At 74.9% G+C, this 19,336-nt stretch carries 18 protein-coding genes and 2 riboswitches; of the genes, 6 read left to right on the forward strand and 12 right to left on the reverse strand.

The features are described 5' to 3' along the window. Window positions 1-23: 23 nt before the first annotated feature. Window positions 24-1,820: a proline--tRNA ligase gene (locus tag JCO01S_RS04755; RefSeq protein ID WP_218002221.1), complete on the forward strand. Its 1,797-nt coding sequence runs from the start codon at window positions 24-26 to the stop codon at window positions 1,818-1,820. Next, on the forward strand, window positions 1,817-2,620 hold the full coding sequence (locus JCO01S_RS04760; RefSeq protein ID WP_068251495.1) for an HAD family hydrolase: 804 nt from the start codon (window positions 1,817-1,819) through the stop codon (window positions 2,618-2,620). Before JCO01S_RS04755 ends, JCO01S_RS04760 begins: the two co-directional genes overlap by 4 nt. On the opposite strand, the gene JCO01S_RS04765 is transcribed toward JCO01S_RS04760, so the two are convergent. Continuing rightward, window positions 2,617-3,312, reverse strand: a complete 696-nt coding sequence (locus JCO01S_RS04765) for a M50 family metallopeptidase (protein WP_245634329.1) — start codon at window positions 3,310-3,312, stop codon at window positions 2,617-2,619. The two genes, JCO01S_RS04760 and JCO01S_RS04765, sit on opposite strands and share 4 nt — an antisense overlap. Window positions 3,313-3,375: 63 nt before the next feature. On the opposite strand from JCO01S_RS04765, the gene JCO01S_RS04770 reads away from it, so the two are divergent. Next, complete coding sequence (locus JCO01S_RS04770) at window positions 3,376-4,119, forward strand: cobalt-precorrin-6A reductase (RefSeq protein ID WP_068251501.1); 744 nt, start codon at window positions 3,376-3,378, stop codon at window positions 4,117-4,119. On the opposite strand, the gene cbiB is transcribed toward JCO01S_RS04770, so the two are convergent. From cbiB to JCO01S_RS04805, 7 genes are read right to left on the reverse strand one after another with little or no spacing between them, the layout of a single operon-like run. Beyond that, window positions 4,064-5,044 (reverse strand): adenosylcobinamide-phosphate synthase CbiB, encoded by a 981-nt coding sequence (gene cbiB, locus JCO01S_RS04775; RefSeq protein WP_245634330.1) that lies wholly within the window; start codon window positions 5,042-5,044, stop codon window positions 4,064-4,066. The genes JCO01S_RS04770 and cbiB overlap by 56 nt on opposite strands. Continuing rightward, window positions 5,041-5,610, reverse strand: coding sequence for a bifunctional adenosylcobinamide kinase/adenosylcobinamide-phosphate guanylyltransferase (locus JCO01S_RS04780; RefSeq protein ID WP_157074482.1), 570 nt, complete (start codon window positions 5,608-5,610; stop codon window positions 5,041-5,043). The genes cbiB and JCO01S_RS04780 overlap by 4 nt, the downstream gene beginning before the upstream one ends. Next, window positions 5,607-6,377, reverse strand: a complete 771-nt coding sequence (locus JCO01S_RS04785) for an adenosylcobinamide-GDP ribazoletransferase (protein WP_068251507.1) — start codon at window positions 6,375-6,377, stop codon at window positions 5,607-5,609. Before JCO01S_RS04785 ends, JCO01S_RS04780 begins: the two co-directional genes overlap by 4 nt. Next, complete coding sequence (gene cobA / locus JCO01S_RS04790) at window positions 6,374-7,126, reverse strand: uroporphyrinogen-III C-methyltransferase (protein ID WP_068251510.1); 753 nt, start codon at window positions 7,124-7,126, stop codon at window positions 6,374-6,376. Before cobA ends, JCO01S_RS04785 begins: the two co-directional genes overlap by 4 nt. Next, window positions 7,123-9,612 (reverse strand): bifunctional hydrogenobyrinic acid a,c-diamide synthase/histidinol phosphate aminotransferase CobBC, encoded by a 2,490-nt coding sequence (gene cobBC / locus JCO01S_RS04795; RefSeq protein ID WP_068251513.1) that lies wholly within the window; start codon window positions 9,610-9,612, stop codon window positions 7,123-7,125. The genes cobA and cobBC overlap by 4 nt, the downstream gene beginning before the upstream one ends. A gap of 7 nt (window positions 9,613-9,619) precedes the next feature. Next, window positions 9,620-10,234 (reverse strand): cob(I)yrinic acid a,c-diamide adenosyltransferase, encoded by a 615-nt coding sequence (gene cobO, locus JCO01S_RS04800; protein WP_068251516.1) that lies wholly within the window; start codon window positions 10,232-10,234, stop codon window positions 9,620-9,622. After that, a complete protein-coding gene (locus JCO01S_RS04805) occupies window positions 10,234-12,351 on the reverse strand; it encodes a VWA domain-containing protein (protein WP_068251519.1) in 2,118 nt (705 codons plus the stop codon). Before JCO01S_RS04805 ends, cobO begins: the two co-directional genes overlap by 1 nt. A 64-nt stretch (window positions 12,352-12,415) precedes the next feature. Beyond that, window positions 12,416-12,504, reverse strand: a riboswitch (adenosylcobalamin (AdoCbl) riboswitch). A 45-nt stretch (window positions 12,505-12,549) separates the two neighbouring features. On the opposite strand from JCO01S_RS04805, the gene cbiE reads away from it, so the two are divergent. Together cbiE and cobM are read left to right on the forward strand one after the other, a co-directional pair. Then, the gene (cbiE, locus tag JCO01S_RS04810) at window positions 12,550-13,785 is read left to right on the forward strand and encodes a precorrin-6y C5,15-methyltransferase (decarboxylating) subunit CbiE (protein ID WP_218002222.1); all 1,236 of its coding nucleotides are present in this window, start codon (window positions 12,550-12,552) and stop codon (window positions 13,783-13,785) included. After that, entirely contained in the window at window positions 13,782-14,555 is a 774-nt protein-coding gene (gene cobM / locus JCO01S_RS04815; RefSeq protein ID WP_068251525.1) for a precorrin-4 C(11)-methyltransferase, read from the forward strand. Before cbiE ends, cobM begins: the two co-directional genes overlap by 4 nt. Here the strand turns inward: cobM and JCO01S_RS04820 are convergent. After that, on the reverse strand, window positions 14,534-15,157 hold the full coding sequence (locus JCO01S_RS04820) for a dihydrofolate reductase family protein (protein ID WP_068251529.1): 624 nt from the start codon (window positions 15,155-15,157) through the stop codon (window positions 14,534-14,536). The two genes, cobM and JCO01S_RS04820, sit on opposite strands and share 22 nt — an antisense overlap. 89 nt (window positions 15,158-15,246) lie before the next feature. Here JCO01S_RS04820 and JCO01S_RS04825 point away from each other — a divergent pair, with 89 nt between their 5' ends. Then, window positions 15,247-15,804, forward strand: a complete 558-nt coding sequence (locus tag JCO01S_RS04825) for a thioesterase family protein (RefSeq protein WP_068251533.1) — start codon at window positions 15,247-15,249, stop codon at window positions 15,802-15,804. A gap of 21 nt (window positions 15,805-15,825) precedes the next feature. On the opposite strand, the gene JCO01S_RS04830 is transcribed toward JCO01S_RS04825, so the two are convergent. The 3 genes from JCO01S_RS04830 to JCO01S_RS04840 are packed head-to-tail and all read right to left on the reverse strand — an operon-like array spanning window position 15,826 to window position 19,186. Further along, window positions 15,826-17,385: a precorrin-2 C(20)-methyltransferase gene (locus JCO01S_RS04830; RefSeq protein WP_068251536.1), complete on the reverse strand. Its 1,560-nt coding sequence runs from the start codon at window positions 17,383-17,385 to the stop codon at window positions 15,826-15,828. Next, window positions 17,382-18,050 (reverse strand): precorrin-8X methylmutase, encoded by a 669-nt coding sequence (locus JCO01S_RS04835; RefSeq protein WP_068251539.1) that lies wholly within the window; start codon window positions 18,048-18,050, stop codon window positions 17,382-17,384. The genes JCO01S_RS04830 and JCO01S_RS04835 overlap by 4 nt, the downstream gene beginning before the upstream one ends. Continuing rightward, a complete protein-coding gene (locus JCO01S_RS04840; protein ID WP_068251542.1) occupies window positions 18,047-19,186 on the reverse strand; it encodes a ferredoxin-like domain-containing protein in 1,140 nt (379 codons plus the stop codon). Before JCO01S_RS04840 ends, JCO01S_RS04835 begins: the two co-directional genes overlap by 4 nt. A gap of 48 nt (window positions 19,187-19,234) precedes the next feature. Beyond that, window positions 19,235-19,300: riboswitch (cobalamin riboswitch) on the forward strand. Window positions 19,301-19,336 lie beyond the last annotated feature (36 nt).

Genomic DNA, 19,336 nt, shown 5'->3' on the forward strand with positions numbered 1-19,336 from the left:
CCCCCTCCCCAGGAGTCGCCCCCGTGGTCACGCGCATGTCCTCCCTCTTCCTCCGTACCCTCCGGGAGGACCCGGCGGATGCGGAGCTGCCGGGCCACAAGCTGCTCGTGCGGGCCGGGTACGTGCGCCGGGCCGCCCCCGGCATCTACACCTGGCTGCCGCTCGGCCTGCGGGTGCTGCGTCGGGTCGAGGCGATCGTGCGGGAGGAGATGGAGGCCATCGGCGGGCAGGAGCTCTCCTTCCCCGCGCTCCTGCCGAAGGAGCCCTACGAGGCGACCGGCCGGTGGACCGAGTACGGCGACAACCTCTTCCGGCTCGTGGACCGCAAGGAGGTCGACATGCTGCTCGGCCCCACCCACGAGGAGATGTTCTGCCTGACGGTCAAGGACATGTACAACTCCTACAAGGAGCTGCCGCTCACCCTCTTCCAGATCCAGAACAAGTACCGCGACGAGGCCCGCCCGCGCGCCGGCATCCTGCGCGGTCGCGAGTTCATCATGAAGGACAGCTACTCCTTCGACGTCGACGCGGCCGGGCTGGAACGCTCCTACGCCGCCCACCGTGGGGCCTACGTCCGCATCTTCGACCGGCTCGGCTTCGAGTACGTCGTCGTCCAGGCCGACTCCGGCGCCATGGGTGGCAGCGCGAGCGAGGAGTTCCTCGCGGTCAGCCCCAATGGCGAGGACACCTTCGTTCGCGACGGGTCCGGCTACGCGGCCAATGTCGAGGCCGTCGAGGTGCCCCAGGCGCCGCCGGTCGAGGTGACCGCCGGGCCGGCGCACGTCGAGGACACACCGGACACCCCGACGATCGAGACCCTCGTGGCCGGGCTCAACGCCGACCACCCCCGTACCGACGGCCGGGAGTGGACGGCGGCGGACACGCTGAAGAACGTGCTCGTCACCCTGGTCCACCCTGCCGACGCGGAGCACCCGCAGGGTCGGCGCGAGCCGCTCGCGATCGGCGTCCCCGGTGACCGGGAGGTCGACGACAAACGCCTCGAGGCCCAGGTCTCGCCCGCCGAGGTGGTCCCCTTCGAGGAGGCGGACTTCGCCGCCCACCCGAGCCTGGCCAAGGGCTACATCGGCCCGGGCGTCCTCGGCCTGGAGAACACCTCGGCCATCCGCTACCTCCTCGACCCGTCCATCGCCGAGGGCAGCGCCTGGGTCACCGGCGCGGACGAGCACGGGCGGCACGTCATCGACCTCGTCCACGGCCGGGACTTCACCGCCGACGGCACGATCCAGGCCGCCGAGATCCGCGAGGGCGACCCGAGCCCGAGCGGCTCCGGCACCCTCACCCTCGCGCGGGGCATCGAGATGGGCCACATCTTCCAGCTCGGCACGAAGTACGCCGAGGCGCTCGGCCTGCAGGTCCTCGACGAGAACGGCAAGCTCGCCACCGTCACGATGGGCTCCTACGGCATCGGGGTCACCCGCGCCGTCGGTGTCATCGCCGAGGACAACCACGACGACGCCGGCCTCGTGTGGCCGCGGGAAGTCGCCCCCTTCGACGTGCACGTGGTGGCGGCGGGCAAGGGCGAGGAGATCTTCGCCGCCGCCGCCGACCTCGCCGGCGCGCTCGAGGGGCAGGGGCTCGACGTCCTCTACGACGACCGGGCGGGCAAGGTCAGCCCCGGTGTGAAGTTCAAGGACGCCGAGCTCGTCGGTGTCCCGACGATCGTCGTGGTCGGCAAGCGCCTCGCCGACGGCGTCGTCGAGATCAAGGACCGCCGCACCGGCGAAAGCCGCGAGGTGGCGGTCGCGGACGCCGCCGCCGAGGTGCTCGCCGAGGCGGGGGGCGCCGGAGGAACGTCATGACGGCCGAGGAGATGCGACACCCCCTGACCGTGCACGAGCGCCCGGAGGCGGGCGCGGTGGAGGCGGTCGTCTTCGACTGGGGCGGAACCCTCACCCCGTGGCACACGATCGACCTCGGTCAGCAGTGGCGGGTCTTCGCCCGTGAGGTGCACGGCATCCCGCTGGACTCCGCGGACGTGCCGGAGGAGGACCTGCGCCGGGCGTGGCAGCTCGCCGAGCGGATCAACGAGGCCGAGACGAGCGCCTGGCGACGAGGCCGGGAGGACCAGCGCAGCGCGCACCTGGACGACATCCTGCGCGAGGCCGGGGTCGACCCGCGCGACGACCGGCACCACGTGGCGCTCGCGGCGTACCGGCGCTTCTGGGAACCACACACCCACACCGATCCCGACGTGCGTCCCCTCTTCGAGGGGCTGCGGTCCCGTCGGCTCAAGGTCGGGGTCCTCTCGAACACGATCTGGAGCCGGGAGTACCACCGCGAGATCTTCGCGCGGGACGGCGTGCTGGACCTGATCGACGGGGACGTGTACTCGTCCGAGATCCACGTGGTCAAGCCGCACGCGAAGGCCTTCGAGACCATCTGCCACGAGCTCGGGGTGGAGCCGACGAATGCCGTCTACGTCGGTGACCGGCTCTTCGAGGACGTCCTCGGGCCGCAGGAGGTCGGCATGCGCGCTATCTGGGTGCCGCACAGCGACATCCCCACCGAGCAGCAGGTGACGGTGGAGGTCACGCCCGACGCCGTCGCCGAGGAGCTGCTGGACGTGCTCGACTTCGTCGACGGCTGGCTCGGGCGCTAGAGCAGCGCGAGCACCTCGGCGACGACCAGCCAGCTCGCGGCGGCGAGGACGAGCACGAATCCGGCCAGCCACAGCCCCGCCGGGACACCGGTGAGCCGTGCCAGCTCGTCGGGGTCGCTGCCCGGCGAGGGCCGGCTGAGCACCGCGCCGAGGTGGCGCCAGGCGCCGACGAGCAGGACGACGCCGGCACCGAGCAGGACCTGCTGCTGGAGCGCGTCGTCACGCCACCACCACAGGGCCGCGAGGCCTGCGCCGCTGGTCAGCACCACGAGTGCGGTCAGCCCCGAGCGGACCCGGACCAGCGACACCAGCAACCCGAGCAGCAGCAGGCCGAGCAGCGGAGCCGCCCAGCCCCTGGCGCTCACCCACACCGCGAGCGCCCCGAGCAGCGCCGGCGCCGGGTAGCCGGCCCAGGCGGTGGCCACGGCGCCGGGGCCACGGGCAGGGCCGACGGTGACGGCGTGCCCCGACATGTCCGAGCGCAGCACGAAGCCGGTGAATCGTCGGCCCGAGAGCACTGCGACGACCGCGTGGCCGAGCTCGTGGACGAGCGTGACGACCAGGCGCAGCACTCGCCAGGCCGGCCACCACCCGACGAGCACCGCGGCGAGGGCGAGCACGACGAGGGCCCCGGCGCCGGTGAGGTCGGGCGCGGCGGCCGGGGCGAGGCGGCGGAGGATCTCCTCGAGCACAGGCTCACGGTAGAGGGAGGTGGTGCGGGCCGGCCGCGGGGGCATGACAGGCTGACAGTCGTCATGACCCACGTCCTCATCCTCGGCGGCACCGCCGAAGCCCGCGACCTCGCCGCCCACCTCGTGGCGCAGGGGGTCCCCGTCACCTCCTCCCTCGCGGGCCGCGTCTCCCGGCCCCGGCTGCCGGAGGGTCCGGTGCGGGTGGGCGGCTTCGGGGGCGTCGGCGGGCTCGCCGCCTGGCTGACGGAGCACGACGTGACCGCTGTGGTCGACGCGACGCACCCCTTCGCCGGGACGATGGGCAACCATGCGGCGCAAGCCTGCTCGCGGTTGGGACTGCCGCTGTTGCGGTTGGCCAGGCCCGGGTGGCAGGACCACCCGGACGCCGGGGACTGGACCTGGGTCACGGACCACGTGGCCGCCCGGGACGTGGCGGACGCGCTCGGGGGGACCCCCTTCGTCACGACGGGTCGGCAGACCCTGCACCACCACACCGGTGCGTGGGCCGGGCGCGAGGTGGTCGTGCGGCTCGTCGAGCCGCCCGCGGATCCGCTGCCCGCGGCCTGGACCGTGCTGCGTTCCCGGGGGCCCTACGACGTGGCCGGCGAACGTGAGCTGATGCGCACCCACGGGATCGGCGTGCTGCTCACCAAGGACTCCGGTGGTCGATACACCGAGGCCAAGCTCGCTGCGGCCCGCGACCTCGGCGTCCCCGTGGTGGTCGTCTCCCGTCCGCCCCGGCCCGAGGGCGTCACCGCGGTCGAGGACGCGACCGCTGCGGCGGCCTGGGTCGCCTCCCTCGGGTGACGCCGGCGAGGACGCGCAGGCCGACGGCGCCGACCAGCGAGATCGTGCCCACCCGGCGGGAGAGCGCCACGGCCCGGGGCAGGTCGGCGGACGTGGTCGCGCCGCCGGTGCCCAGCACGGCCCGGTCCTCCGCGCCGCTGGCGTAGACGGTGCGTCCGCCGAGCCGCAGCCCCAGGGCGGCGGCGAAGCCGGCCTCCACCGGTCCGGCGTTCGGACTCGGGTGACGGCGCCCGTCCCGCCGTGCGGTGCGCACCACCTCACCGGCGCGAAGGGGGCGGGCCACCGCCGTCGCGAGCACGGTGACCCGCGCGGGCAGCCAGCCGAGCACGTCGTCGAGCCGGGCGGCCGCCCAGCCGAAGCGGGCGTAGCGCGCCGAGCGGTGGCCGTGCATCGCATCGAGGGTGTTGACGGCGCGGTGCACCACGACCCCGGTCGGCCCGAGCAGGGCTCCCCAGACGAGGGTGCCGACGACGGCATCGGAGGTGTTCTCGGCGATCGATTCGACCGCGGCGCGGGCGATGTCGTCGGCGGTGAGGTCGTCGGTGACCCGCCCCACGAGGTGCGCCACCCTCCGTCGGGCGGCCGCGAGGTCATCGGCGACGAGCAGGTCGTGCACGCCCGTGCCCTCCCGCCGCAGGCTGGTGCCGCCGAGGGCCGCCCAGGTCAGGGCCGCCGTCGCGACGGCCCGGCCCGCGGGCGGCAGCCGGGAGGCGGCGACGCCGAGACCCAGCACCGGGGCGAGCACGATGGTCTCGGTGAGGACCCCGGCGGCCCGCGAGTCGCGGTGGGTTCGGGACTCCACGAGGGCCGCCCAGGAACCGAAGAGCGCCACCGGGTGCCCCCGTCGCGGGTCGGCGAGGACGCGGTCGGCCAGCCAGCCCCCGAGGAGCCCGATCGCCTCCGGGCTGATCGGCGCGGGACTCACGGTCCGGCCGCCGCCCCGTCGTCCTTGACGGTGAGCACCTGCCCGGAGACGACGAGCAGCACCCGGTCCGAGGCGGCGGCGATGCGCTGGTTGAGCAGGCCGAGCCGGTCGGCGAAGACGCGCCCCGAGCGGTGGGCGGGCACGACACCCCAACCGACCTCGTTCGTCACCGCGACGACGTGCGCCGCCTCGCGCCATGCCGCCTCGAGGTCGGCCACCCGGGAGTCCAGCTCCGGTCCCCAGGTCTGCTCGGGCGCTTCCCAGGCGCCCAGCTGGTCCAGCTGGGCGGTCAGCCAGGTGCCGAGGCAGTCCAACAGCACCGGTCCGGTCGCTGCGCGCAGCGCCCGCGCCGCATCCGTGCTCTCCACCGTGGACCACGAGGTCGGCCGGCGCTCGCGGTGGCGGGCCACCCGCAGCGCCCAGTCCGCGTCGTCGCGCTGCGGACCACACGCGAGATAGCTCACGGGGGAGTCGAGCGGCAGGTTCGGGGGCAGCAGCAGGGACTCGGCGTGCCGGGACTTGCCCGAGCGCACGCCGCCGGTGACGAGGGTCCGCACGGCGCTCACCACGCCACCGTCAGGCAGACGAGCGTGACGGTCAGCGCGACCTCGACGGCGGCACCGATGGCGTCACCGCCCACGCCCCCGAGACCCCGGATCACCTGCCGGCGCAGCCACAGCGCGGCGACGAGGGCGGCGAGCGCGGCGAGGACCGTGACGACGGGGGCGGCGAGGCCGTGGACGAGGCCGGCCGCTGCCAGGGCGATGGTGAGCGTCATGAAGAGGCAGGTCGCGGCGAAGGGGGGCACCGTCCCCACGAAGGCCGCCCCGAGGCGCGATCCCTCCGCCGCCGGGGTCCCGTGCGCGCACACGACGGCCGGGACCGCCCGCGAGAGGAGGACCGCCACCGCGAAGAGCAGCCCTCCCGGCCACCCGTGGCGCAACAGGTCGGCCAGGGCCGCGGCCTGCAGCAGCAGGACGAGCACGAGAGCGATCGCCCCCATCGGGCCGACGTCGCCACGGCGCATGACCTCCAGCGCGCGGGCCCGACCCGCTGCCGAGGCGCCGAGCCCGTCGACGACGTCGGCGAGACCGTCGAGGTGCATGCCGCGGGACCCGTGCGCCAGGACCACGAGCGCCAGGCCGGCGGCGACCAGGGGCGGGAGCCGCAGCTCGACGAGTGCGGCGACCAGACCGGCGAGGACGGCCAGCGGCAGCACCGCGACGGGGGCGAGCAGGAGAGCCGACCGGGCGCTCGCGGGGCTGGTGTCCACGCGGCCGCTGGGGATCCGCGTGAAGGTCCCCACCGCCAGTCGCAGCCCGCTCGTCGTCATGCCGGGGTCTCCTCCAGGGCTGCCACGACCGGTCCGATGACGGTGATCGCGGGCGGGGCTATGCCCCCTTCGTCCGCGGCGGAGGCGATGCCGGTCAACGGGGCCCGCACCACCCGCTGCTGCGGTGTCGCCCCGTCGGCGATGCTGGCGGCCGGGGTGTCGGCGGGCAGCCCGGCGGCGAGGAGCGCCTCGGCGATCGCCCCGAGCGTGGCCACCCCCATGAGCACCACGATCGTCAGTCCGGAGGTCGCCAGACCCGCCCAGTCCACCTCGCTGCGCGGGTCGTCGGGGGTGACGTGCCCGGAGACGATCGCCACCCCCTGGGAGAGCCCGCGATGGGTGGTGGGGATGCCGGCGAGGGCGGGCACGGACAGGGCCGAGGAGACGCCGGGAACGACCTCGACGGGGATGCCGGCCGCGGTGCAGGCCTGCCACTCCTCGCCGCCACGACCGAAGAGGTAGCCGTCACCACCCTTGAGGCGCACCACCGTCCGGCCGGCGCGGGCGTGCTCGAGGAGCAGCTCGTGGATGCGTTCCTGCGGGGTGAAGGTACCGCGGGGGATCTTGCCGACGTGGACGACCTCGGCCCGGGGCGCGTGCTCGTCGATGGCCGTGAGCGGCACGAGCCGGTCGGTGACGACGACGTCGGCCGCGGCGAGGGCGTCCCGGGCCGCGAGGGTCAGCAGTCGGGGGTCGCCGGGGCCGGCCCCGACGAGGAGGACCCGTCCGGTGGTGTTCGTGGTGGTCATGCGCTCCGTGGCTCCTCGTGGCGGATCCGGGCCAGTGCCCGCAGCAGCCCGTCGATGGTGTGGGGGTCGGCGGCGGCGATGCGGACCCAGTCCGCACCGAGGCCGGGGAAGGTGTCGCCGCGGCGCACCGCCCAGCCTGCCGCACGCAGCTCCTCGCGTGCTCCGGCCCCGGGACGGGCGAGGACGAAGGGAGCGACGCCCGCCACCGCGGGCACGCCGAGGTCCTGCAGGCCGGTCGCGAGGTGCTCCCGCCACCGCAGGAGCTCCTCGGCGGCCCGGCCGGCCTCGGTGAGGGCGTGCGGGGCGGCGGTCTCGGTCATCACGCGCAACGCCAGGGAGCCGACCGACCAGTGGGGCTGCTGCTGCCCGCACCGGGCGACCAGGTCCGGGTCGCCGGCGAGGTAGCCGGCCCGGACACCGGCGACCGCCCAGGTCTTGGTGAGCGAACGGACGACGAGCACACCGGAGAGGTCGCCGCCGAGGAGCGAGCCGGGTTCGCCGGAGACGGCGTCCATGAAGGCCTCGTCGACGACGAGGACCCGCCCCGGCCGGACGAGGGCGCGCAGCCGCTCGGCCGGGTGCAGGACCCCCGTCGGGTTGGTCGGGTTGCCGATGACGACGAGGTCGGCGTCGCCGATCTCGTCGACGGCGGTGTCGGTCAGCGCGAAGCCGTCCTCGGCCCGCAGCAGCACCCGGCGCACGGAGTGCCCGGCGGTGGTCAGCGCGACCTCCGGCTCGGTGAACTGGGGGTGCACGACCACCGGGTCGCGGACGTCGAGCGCCCGGGCCAGGAGGGTGAAGGCCTCGGCGCCGCCGCTGGTGGGCAGCACCTGTTCGCGGGGGAGGGCGTGCCGCGCGGCGATCGCCTCCCGTGCCGGGCTGGGATCGGGGTAGGCCGCGAGGCCGGCCAGCTCGTCCGTGAGGGCATCGGCCAGCCAGCGCGGCGGCCGGTCCAGCCGGATGTTGACCGCGAGGTCGATGAGGCCGTCGCCGGCTTCGGTGTCCCCGTGGTGGCGAAGGGGGTCGGCCGCGTCACCCGGAGGCAGGGGCGAGAAGGGCAGCCCTTGAGTCGCGGCACTCCCTCCTCGCCCCTGCCTCCAGCCGGCCCAGGTGCGGGCCGCGTCGACGAACGACACCGCGACCTCGGGGGAGCCGGCCCAGTGGGTGTGCAGGTAGGAGGCGACGACGGTCGCGCGGCCGGTGCCGGCGGGGTCGAGGGCGAAACCCTCGCGGCGCCCGCCCAGGTCCCACGCCCCCGGGGTGCCGGAGGGGGGATCGGTCACCGTGCGGTGGAACTCGTGTCCCGTCACCCGGGTACCGGCCGGCCCGAGGACGGAGTCGACGAGAGAGGTCGCCTCGCGGTAGCCGAGGGTGAGGCGCCTGCCCATGGCGGCACGTGCCGGCAGCGCTGCGACCATCGGGTGCCCGTCGAGTGCCTCGGCGAGGTAGAGCATCCCGGCGCACTCGGCGATGGTCGGCGTGCCGCCGGCGACGGCCTCGCGGATCTGCTGCACGAGAGGGAGATTCGTCGCGAGTGTGCGCGCGTGGACCTCGGGGAAGCCGCCGCCGAGCCACAGGCCCCGGGTGCCCTCGGGCAGCGACTCGTCCCGGACCGGGTCGAACTCCACGACCCGTGCGCCCGCCGCCTCGAGCAGCTCGACGGTCTCCGGGTAGCGGAAGGTGAAGGCGCGCCCGCCCGCGACCGCGACGACGGGGGAGTCGCTCCTGGCGCCGGCCTCGCTCCCGAGGGCCTCCTCGGGTGACCAGGGGGCCGCGGCCGGGTCCGGCGCGGTGCCGGCCGCGGTGAGCAGCGCGTCGAGGTCGATGTGCTCCTCCGCGACCGCGGCGATGTGGTCCAGGGACGCTGCGGCGGACGGACGCTCGGCCGCCGGGACGAGTCCCAGGTGGCGCGAGGGCACGTGCATGGCCGCGTCACGGGGGAGGACGCCCAACACGGGGACGCCGACGGTCTCGACCGCCCGTCGCGCCTCCTCGCCGTGCCGGGGCGTGCCCGCCTTGTTGAGCACGACACCGACGACGTCGATCCCCGGGTCGATCGTGGCCAGGCCGCGGACGGTCGCCGCCACGGTGCGGGAGGTCGAGGAGATGTCGACGACGAGCACCACCGGGGTGCGGGTGAGCGTCGCGACGTGGGCGCTCGAGGCGAAGCCGCCGGTCCCGAGCCGCCCGTCGAGCAGCCCCATGACCCCCTCGAGCACCGCGACGTCCGCGGGCGAGGGGTGGCTGGCCCCCCGCAGCAGCAGCGGGGCCACGAGCTCCTCGCCGACGAGCCACGGGTCGAGGGTGCGACTCGGCCTGCCGGTGGCCAGCGCGTGGTACCCGGGGTCGATGTAGTCCGGACCGACCTTCGCCGGCGCGACCGTGAGGCCGCGATGGGCGAGCGCGGCCATGATCCCGACCGCGACCGTCGTCTTGCCGTGCCCGGATGCGGGCGCCGCGACGAGCAGGCGGGGGAGCACGCTCACGGGCGGATCACCACTCGATCCCCTTCTGCCCCTTCTGACCCCGGTCGAAGGGGTGGCGGATCTTGGTCATCTCCGTCGCGACGTCGGCGATCTCGAGCAGCCGCGGGTGCGGGTCGCGCCCGGTGATCACGACGTGCTGGTAGCCGGGGCGGTTCGTCAGCGTCTCGACGACGTCTTCGACGTCGACCCAGCCCCACTTGAGGACGTAGGTGAACTCGTCGAGCACGTACACCGTGTGGGTCTGCTCGGCGAGACGGCGCTTGATCTCCTGCCAGCCCTCGAGCGCGTCGGCGGCGTGGTCCTCCTCGGTGCCGGCCTTGCGCGACCAGGACCAGCCGGAGCCCATCTTGTGCCACTCGACGGGGCCCCCTTCGCCGGTCTCCTCGTGCAGCCGTCCGAGGGTGGTGAAGACCTGCTCCTCGCCGATCTTCCACTTCGCGGACTTCACGAACTGGAAGATGCCGATCGGCCAGCCCTGGTTCCACCCCCGGAGGGCCAGCCCGAAGGCGGCGGTGGACTTGCCCTTCCCGGTGCCGCCGTGGACCACGACGAGGGGGGAGTGGCGGCGCTGGCGCGTGGTCAGTCCGTCGTCCGGGGTGACGGGCGTCTTTCCCTGGGCCATCAGGCGGCGCTCCTTCGGGGGCTGGTGCGGTCGGTGACGATCTCGACGAGGCCGCTCGCGGCGACCTGCTCGAGGGGGATGTGCTCGGCGCCCATGCGCGCAGCGAGGTCGGCGGCCAGCCCCATGCGGAAGCGGCCGGACTCGCAGTCGACGAGGACGGTCTCCGCGGTGTGGCCCCAGGCATCGGCGATGGCCTGCGCGCGGGCGAGGGCGTCCGGTCCCGCGGTCGCCCGGCCGTCCGTGACGAGGACGACGAGGGCGCGCTGGTTGCGGTCGCGGATGCGTTCTCTCGCAACGACCCTGGCGACCTCGGTCAGCCCCTCGGCCAGTGGGGTGCGGCCACCGTGGGGCAGCTCCGCCAGCCGCGCGGCGGCGGCGTCGACGGATGAGGTCGGTGGGAGCGCGATCTCGGCCCCCTGACCGCGGAAGGTGACCAGACCGACCCGGTCACGGCGCTGGTAGGCATCGAGCAGCAGCGACAGGACGGCCGTCTTGACCTCCCCCATGCGCTTGCGGGCGGCCATCGACCCCGAGGCGTCGACGGCGAGCAGCACGAGGTTGGACTCCCGCCCGCGGGTGACCGAGTGCCGCAGGTCGGCGGGGGCGATCCGTCGGTCGGGGTCCAGACCGGAGGCCCGTCGGGCAGCGCCGGCACGAAGGGTGCCGGTCACGTGGATCGGGGCACCGCCCGGCTCGCGGCCGGCCGGGTGGATGCCGATGGTGCGTCCGCGGGGGCTGAGCGCGGGCGAGCGCCGACCGCTCGGCCCGGCGCCCACCCCGGCCAGCTCGAGGCGGCGGGTGCGGTACGGCGTGGTGGCGCTGGCCGTGGCCTCGGGCGCCGCTCCGGCGCCGGTCGCTGGCGTCGGGTCCTCTTCGGGTGCTGGTGGGTCGGCGGGGTCCCGGTCTGCCTGGTCCGACGGACCCTGCGGAGGTGGCTCGGCGGAGCCGTCCTCGGGTGATCCACCTGACGGGTCAGGACCGGAGGAGTCCCCACCCTGGTCCTCGGAGCCGTCCTCGTCGGAGCCGTCCTCGTCGGAGCCGCCGTCGTCGTCGGAGCCGCCGCCGGGCGGGTCGTCGTCCGGGTCCTCCTCGTCGAGCAACGCGTCGAGCAGGTCCTCGTCGAGGCCCGGCGCATCGAAGGGGTTGCGCCGCCGCCGGTGCGGCAGCGCCAGCAGCGCCGCTGCCCGGATGTCCTCCCGCAGCACCTCCGCCCCGCCCCGCCAGGCGGCGTGGGCCACGGCCGTCCGGGCGGTGACGATGTCGGCCCTCATGCCGTCGACGTCGAAACCGGCGCACACCCGGGTGATCGTGCGCAGCGCCCGGTCGTCCAGCTCCACCTGCGGCAGCAGCTCGCGGGCGGCGGCGATGCGTGCGGTGAGCACGGCCTCCTGGTCGGCGAATCGCTGCGCCAACCCGACCGGGTCGGCGTCGGCCTCGAGGCGCCGTCGCACCACCTCGGCCCGCTCGTGGGGGTCCCGGCTGGCGGCCACGTGCACGGTCAGGCCGAAGCGGTCGAGCAGCTGCGGACGCAGCTCGCCCTCCTCGGGGTTCATCGTCCCGACGAGGGTGATCCGCGCCGGGTGGGAGATCGAGAGGCCGTCCCGCTCGACGCTGTTGCGGCCCATGGCCGCCGCGTCGAGGAGCACGTCGACGAGGTGGTCCTGCAGGAGGTTGACCTCGTCGACGTAGAGGATGCCCCGGTGGGCCTCCGCCAGCAGCCCCGGCTGGTAGGCGGTCTCGCCGTCGCCGAGCGCCTTGCGCAGGTCGAGCGAGCCGACGACCCGGTCCTCCGTGGCGCCGACCGGCAGCTCGACGAGCCGGGCCGGACGCGTCGCGGGCGAACCGGTGTGGGGTGCGTCGGGGCAGCCCTCGGCACGGTCGGGGTCGCAGCCGAAGCGGCACCCGGGGCTCACCCGCTGGTCGGGCAGCACCGCGGCCAGCGCGCGCACGGCGGTGGACTTCGCGGTGCCCTTCTCGCCGCGGACGAGCACGCCGCCGATGCCGGGGGAGATGGCGCTCAGCAGCAGCGCGCTCGTCAGGTCATCGGCGCCGACGAGGGCCGTGAAGGGCAGGGCAGGAGTGGTGGTGGCCGCCGTTGCGGCGGTGGGGACGCTCATCTCGTGCCTCCTGGCGAGTGTCCGCGCTCGCCGTCGGTGACATCGGTGCGGGTTCGCACCGACGGACACGGCCGATGTCCTGGCTCGCGACGACTCGTCGCTCACAGTGGCGGGACCGCTCCGGATTCGCACCGGAATTCCTCAGCCCGTGTCGAGGGTCAGCATGCCACACCGCCCGTGGGCCTAGTCTTGGCGTCCGTGATCGACGTCGTGGGTATCGGGGACGACGGCTGGGCCGGCCTGGACGAAGGGAGGCGCGGCTTCGTCGGCGCGGCGCGCACCCTCATCGGGGGCCGGCGGCACCTGACGATGGCGGCCGGGCACGTCGGCGAGGACGTGCGCCTCCTCCCGTGGCCGAGCCCGCTGCGCGAGGGGCTCCCGGCGCTGTTGGAGCAGGCCGGGGACGAGGGCGTCGTCGTCCTCGCGAGCGGCGACCCCCTTCGCTCCGGGGTCGCGACGACGCTGGTCGACCTGCTCGGCCCGGACGCCGTCCGGGTCCACCCGGCGGTGGCCGCGGACACCCTCGCCCGCGCCCGTCAGGGGTGGTCGGCCGAGGAGACCACGGTCGTCACCGCGGTCGGGCGCGACCTGCGGTCGATCCGTCCCCACCTGGCGCCCGGTGCCCGCCTCGTCGTGCTCTGCTCCGACGGTCACGGCCCCCATGAGCTCGCGACCATCCTCACCGAGAGCGGCTGGGGCGCAACGCTGCTCACCGCACGATGGCACCTCGGCGGTCCCGAGGAGGGAGCGCGCGCCGACCGGGCGGACCACTTCACCGACGAGACGCCGGACCTCGTGGTGTGCTGCCTCGAGGTCAACGCCGACCACCCGGCCGCGGTCGCCACGACGGCCGGCCCGACCCCGGGACGTCCCGAGGACTTCATCGACCACGACGGCCAGCTGACCAAGCGGGACCTGCGCGCCTCCGCCCTCGCCCGGCTGCGGCCCACCCCCGGCGCCCACCTGTGGGACCTCGGCGCCGGCAACGGGTCCGTCGCGCTCGAGTGGTGTCTCGCGGCCGAGCGGGCCACCGCCACCTGCGTCGAGCGGGACGGCACGAGGGCGTGGCGCATCCGCGAGAACGCGGCCGCCCTCGGCCTCGCAGCCCGCGTCGAGGTGCTCGAGGGCGACACGACCGGCACCGACCTGCGCCGCCTGGCCACTCCTGACGCGGTCTTCGTCGGAGGTGGTCTGACCGGCGACGTGCTCGAGGCGACCTGGTCCTCCCTCCGCCCCGGTGGTCGCCTCGTGGCGCACGCGGTGACACTGGAGGGGGAGGCCGCGCTCGCAGCCGCCCGCGGCAGCACCGGGGGGGAGCTGACCCGGCTCGCCGTCGAGCGGGCCGTGCCCCTCGGGAGGTATCTCTCCTGGACCCCCGCCCGCGCAGTCGTCCAGCTCGCCGCCATCCGACCCACCGAACCGGGAGCAGCATGACCGTCCACTTCATCGGCGCCGGCCCCGGCGCCGCCGACCTGCTCACCGTGCGCGCCACGCGGCTGCTCGCCGCCAGCCCGGTCTGCCTCTACGCCGGCACCTACCTGGACGCCGACGTCCTCGAGCACTGCCCCGAGGGTGTGCGACTGGTCGACACCCAGGGCCTCGACCTGGCCGCCATCACCGCCGAGTGCGTCGCTGCCCACGAGCGCGGCGAGGACGTCGCCCGGCTGTGCTCCGGCGACCCGAGCGTCTACTCCGCGATCGCCGAGCAGGCCCGCCGGCTCGATGCGGCGGGTGTGCCGTGGGACGTCACACCGGGGGTGGCGGCCTACGCGGCGACCGCCGCACGGCTCGGGCGCGAGCTGACCGTGCCCGAGGTCGCCCAGTCCGTCGTGCTCACCCGCGCCCAGCGGGACTCGACGGCGATGCCGTCGGGGGAGTCGCTGGAGAATTTCGCCGCGACCGGCGCCACGCTCGTGCTGCACCTGGCGATCCGCCGCACCCGCGAGCTCGCCGAGCGCCTGGCGGAGCACTACGGCGCCGACTGCCCCGTCGCCGTCGCCTACCGCGTCGAGCAGCCCGAGGAGATCCTCCTGCGCGGCACGCTCGCCGACATCGCCGAGCAGGTCGAGGCCCACGACCTGCGGCAGGCCGCGATCATCGTCGTCGGCTGGGCGCTCCGGGCGGAGGATTTCGTCGAGTCCCACCTCTACTCGTGCCGCCGGGTCGCAGCGCTCGATGCCACTCAGGGACCACCCTCGGCGTAGACCTCGGCCGCGCCGTCCACGTCCCCGTCGCGCCGCGGCTCCGGCCCGACCACGTCGAAGAGCATCGCGGTGAACTGACCGTCGCGCTCGATCCGCTCACGGTGCAGCCGCAGCCGGCGGGGGAGGAGCGGCTTGCCCGCGCCGAGGGTCACGGGGTTGAGGTGGACCCAGACTTTGTCGAGCAGGCCGACGTCGGCGAACTGCCCGGCGAGGTCACCGCCACCGACGACCCAGAGATCCTTGCCCGCGGCCGCCTCGGTCATCACCGCGTGCAGGTCGCGCACGTCTCCGGCGAAGGCCCGCACCCCGTCCGGCAGGTCGAGGTCGCGGTGGGTGACGACCCACGACGGCTGCTCGTAGGGCCAGACGAAGTCCTGCCCGTCGGCCGTCAGCTCGCGGTGGACCCACGCGTAGGTGCTGGCCCCGCACACGAGGGCCCCGACGGTCGGGAGGAACTGGTCGAAGTCCAGGCTCTCCCCGTCGCCGTACCGGCCCTGCGGGTCCGTGTCGTGGCCGGGCGTCGCGAAGAGCCAGGAGAGGCTCTCCCCGTCGTCGGCGATGTAGCCGTCGAGGCTCGTCGCGGTGCAGTAGATCGTCGCCATGGGCCCAGCGTGCCAGCGGGTGCCGACAGCGGTCACGCGTCGGGTTACCCTTCGGTAGCACGTTTCGTCACCTGTCGAAGGACCGCCTCATGAACCGTTCCGCGCGCGTCGTCTGGACCGCCCTGACCGCACGCCGCCGCGGCCGCGTCGGCACCGGTGACGTGGCCGTGCTCCCGCTGCGGGTGCTGCCCAACGACATCGACTTCGCCGGGCACATGAACAACGGCGTCTACCTCACGATGGCCGACCTGGGACGTATCGACCTGGCCTTCCGCTCCGGGTGGGTCCCGCGGCAGGTGCGCCACCGCGTCGCACCCGTCGTCATGCAGGAGACGATCACCTTCCGCACCTCGCTCCAGCCGTTGCAGGCCTATGAGCTGCACACCCACCTCGTCGGGTGGGACCGGATCAGCATCTTCTACGAGCAGCGGTTCGTCGTCGATGGCCAGGTCTGCGCCCAGGCCATGGTGCGCACGCGCTTCCTGCAGCGCGGCAGGGGAGTCGACACCGAGCGGCTGTGGGAGATGCTGCGTATCGACCCACCCCCGAGCAGCGTGCCCGAGTGGGCGAAGGGGTGGGGAGAGGGGACGCGGCTGCCTTCGCCCCGCGCGGACGCACCTGCGGACCCGGCTCCCTTCTGGCGCTGAGCCGCGGGAGCTCGGACGGACTCAGCCGACCGACCGCGGCGTCCAGACCCAGCCGTCGTCGGTGACCCGGGTGCTCGAGGCGCCGATGACGACGAGGCAGCCCATGTCGACCGACTCCACGTCCAGCTCGCCGAGCGTGGTGACGACGACGGACTCCTCTGCCCGGCCGACGTGCCGGGCGACGACGACGAGCCGGTCAGGTCCGACCGCGTCGACGAGGAGGTCACGCGCCCGGCCGAGGGTCTCGGGGCGCGAGCGGGAGCGCGGGTTGTAGAGCGCGACGACGACGTCGCGGGTGACCAGGGCGGTGAGCCGGTCGGCGAGGACCTCCCAGGGCTTGAGGTTGTCGGAGAGGTTGACCAGGGCGTGGTCGCCGCCGAGCACCGCGCCGACGAGGGCGCTGGCGGCGTGAGCGGCGGTCACCCCGGGCAGCACCCGCACGGGTACCTCCGCGTAGCCGGGGTCGTCGACGAGCGCGGCCTTCCGGGACTCGAAGAGCGCCGTCGCCATCCCGAAGACCCCCGCGTCGCCGCCCGAGACGAGTGCGACGTCCTCACCGCCGCGCGCCAGGTCGAGCGCGAGGCGCCCCCGGTCCAGCTCGACGGTGTTGCCGGAGGAGTGGCGGGTCAGGCCCTCGCGCTGCGGCACCCGCGCGACGTAGGGCGCGTAGCCGACGACGTGTCCGACCCGGCCGAGGACCTCGCGGGCCTCGGCCGTGAGCCAGCGCTCCGGCCCCGGGCCCAGCCCGACGACGTGGACCGTGCCGACCGACGAAGGGGGCGGGACCTCCCCTTCGTCGGTGGTCGCCGTGAGCCGGGCGAAGTCCGCCGCCCGCCCCGCGGCGTCGTCGCGCAGCCCGAGCCCGGGCACGACGACGAGCGACATGTACGGCACGCGGCCCTCGTCGACCTCGGCCGCTGGCAAGACGAGCTGTGATGTGCCGGAGGCGCGTTCGACGTACACGGCACGCTCCAACATGCCGGCCTGCCGGAGTGCCTCGCGCACGCCGGCGAAGGTGCGGCCGAGCTTCATGATGATCGCCGCGTCGGTGTCGGCGAGGCGCCGGGCGAGCTCGGGGGCGGCCAGCGTGCCCGGCAGCACGGTGAGCGTGTCCTCGTGCCGGCACAGCCCGGTCGCGACGGCCGCGGTGGCCGCCGACAGCGAGGTGATGCCGGGCACGACCTCGGTGGGGTAGCGGGGGCTGAGCCGGTCGTGGACGTACATGAAGGACCCGAAGAAGAGCGGGTCGCCGACGGCGAGCACGACGACGGTCCGGCCAGCGGCGAGGTGGGCCTCCAGCCGCTGCGAGCACTCGTCGTAGAAGTCGGCCAGCGCCCCGTAGTACCCGCGCGGGTGGTCGGTGAAGCCGGTCGTCACGGGGTAGCGCAGCTCCTCCTCGAGGACCCCGTCGGGGATGAGGTCGGCGGCGACCGAGCGCGCCATCGACTGTTTGCCGGTGCCCGCGTGGTAGGCGACGACGTCGGCCTCGCCGATGATCCGGGCGGCCTTGAGCGTGACGAGCTCCGGGTCCCCGGGTCCGACGCCCACACCGTAGAAGCGCCCGATCGCGTTGTCGCTCATGCCAGCTCGTCCCGGTTGGCGAGGGCGTTGATCGTCGCGGCGGCCATCGCGGACCCGCCCCGGCGGCCGTGGACGAGCACCCACGGCACCGGGCCCCCGGGCAGGTCGTGCTCGGCGAGGGCGATCTTGGACTCCGCCGACCCGACGAAGCCGACGGGCATGCCGATGATGGCCGCGGGCCGTGGCGCGCCGTCGTGGAGCATCTCGAGCAGGTGGAAGAGCGCCGTCGGGGCATTGCCGATCGCGACGACCGCGCCCTCGAGCCGGTCGGTCCACAGGGACGCCGCGGCCGCGGCGCGGGTCGTGCCCCACTCACGGGCCAGGTCCGGCACGGAAGTCTCGCGCAGCGTGCAGACCACCTCGTTGTCGGCCGGCAGCCGCCGCCGGGTGACCCCCTTCGCGAGCATGTTGCTGTCGGTGAGGATCGGTGCTCCCGCGACCAGTGCGGCGTGGGCCGCCCGGGCCACGTCGGGGTGCCCGGCGATCTCGCTCGTGATCGCGACGTCTCCGGCGGCGTGGATGATCCGCACCGCGGCACCGCGCAGGTCGGCAGGCAGGCCGGAGAGGTCCGCCTCGTCACGGATCGTGGCGAAGGAGCGGCGGTAGATCTCCTGCCCGTCGGTGACGTAGTCATACCGTCGGGGCGGCTGGCGCAGTTCGGTCATGCGTCCTCTTCGAGTGGGGAGCGTTGCGCGGCGACGATGTCCGCGACGGAGGTCGGGTTGAGCGCGGTGGCGTGCGAGCGGGCGGGGTGGCCGCAGGAGCGGTCGCAGCCGATGACGTGGACCGGCGGTCCGGCCGGGTCGACGAAGGGGGCCGCGGCCCGCGCGAGTTCCCGCGTGGGGGTGGCGGTGCGTCCGCACGAGGGCGCCCCGGCGCACGCGGTCAGCACGGTCCACGGCGCATCGGGGGTCGTGACGAGCCCGGCGTCCGCCAGCTCCTCGGCCCGGTCGGCACCCCCACCCACGACGACCGACCGCCACGGTGTGATCCGGAGAGGGGCGTTGACGTGGACCGCACCGAGGGCGGCCGCCATCGTCGGCGTCAGCAGACCGAGCGGGACGAGGGCGACGAGGTCCTCGCCGACCGGACCCGGGACGGGCGGGCCGGGGGCGCCCACCGCGAAGGGGGCGCCCCCGGGCAGCAGTCCCGACCGGCCGGTCTCGGGCAGGTCGCGCACGTTCCAGGTCCGCTCGTCGGTGCGGGCGGCGAGGAAGCGCCGGGCGACGTCCAGCGCCGCCTCGGGTGCCTCCTCGCGGGCGACGGTGGCGGCGCGGCCGTCGACGAGGATGCGGGCGGTGCCGTCGAGGCTCGAATTTTGCCCCTCGGGCAGCGGATCGGCGACGATCGCCACGTCCCACGGCTCCGCGAGCACCGGCCCGCCGGGGGCGGCGACGGCGAGCAGGAAGCGCCCCGGCAGCCCGGCGAGCCCGGGGTCGGCGAGCAGGGCCCGGTCGAGCTCGCGCACGAGGTGATCGAGCCCGGGCCGCGGATCGGCGACGATGTTGCGGGCCTTGTCGTGCTCACCGGAGGGGACGAGCCCCAGGCGGTCGATCGCGGCGACGAGCTCGCGGGGCAGCGGGTCGGGCAGGCCACGCAGCTGCAGGCTCCCGCGGGAGGTCAGCGTGACGTCTGGATTACCGGAACGCGCTGCGAGGGAGGAGATCTCGGTCAGCACCCGCGGCTCCACCCGCCCCCCGGGGAGACGCAGGCGCACCATCGCCCCGTCCGCAGAGACGAAGGGGGCCAGCAGTCCCGGGCAGCGATCGGCACCGCTGCGGCGCTGTGGTGGGGTGCTCACGCGGCCGCAGCATACGTGGGCGCTAGGCTGCACGTGGTCGCGCAGGACGGAACCCGGTGCAAGTCCGGGACGGTCCCGCCACTGTGAGCGAAGCCCCCTTCGCGAGTCAGACACGCACTGCCGGCCGGCCCGGACCACAACGGCCCGGGT

The organism is Janibacter corallicola NBRC 107790 (assembly GCF_001570965.1).
Lineage (GTDB): Bacteria > Actinomycetota > Actinomycetes > Actinomycetales > Dermatophilaceae > Janibacter > Janibacter corallicola.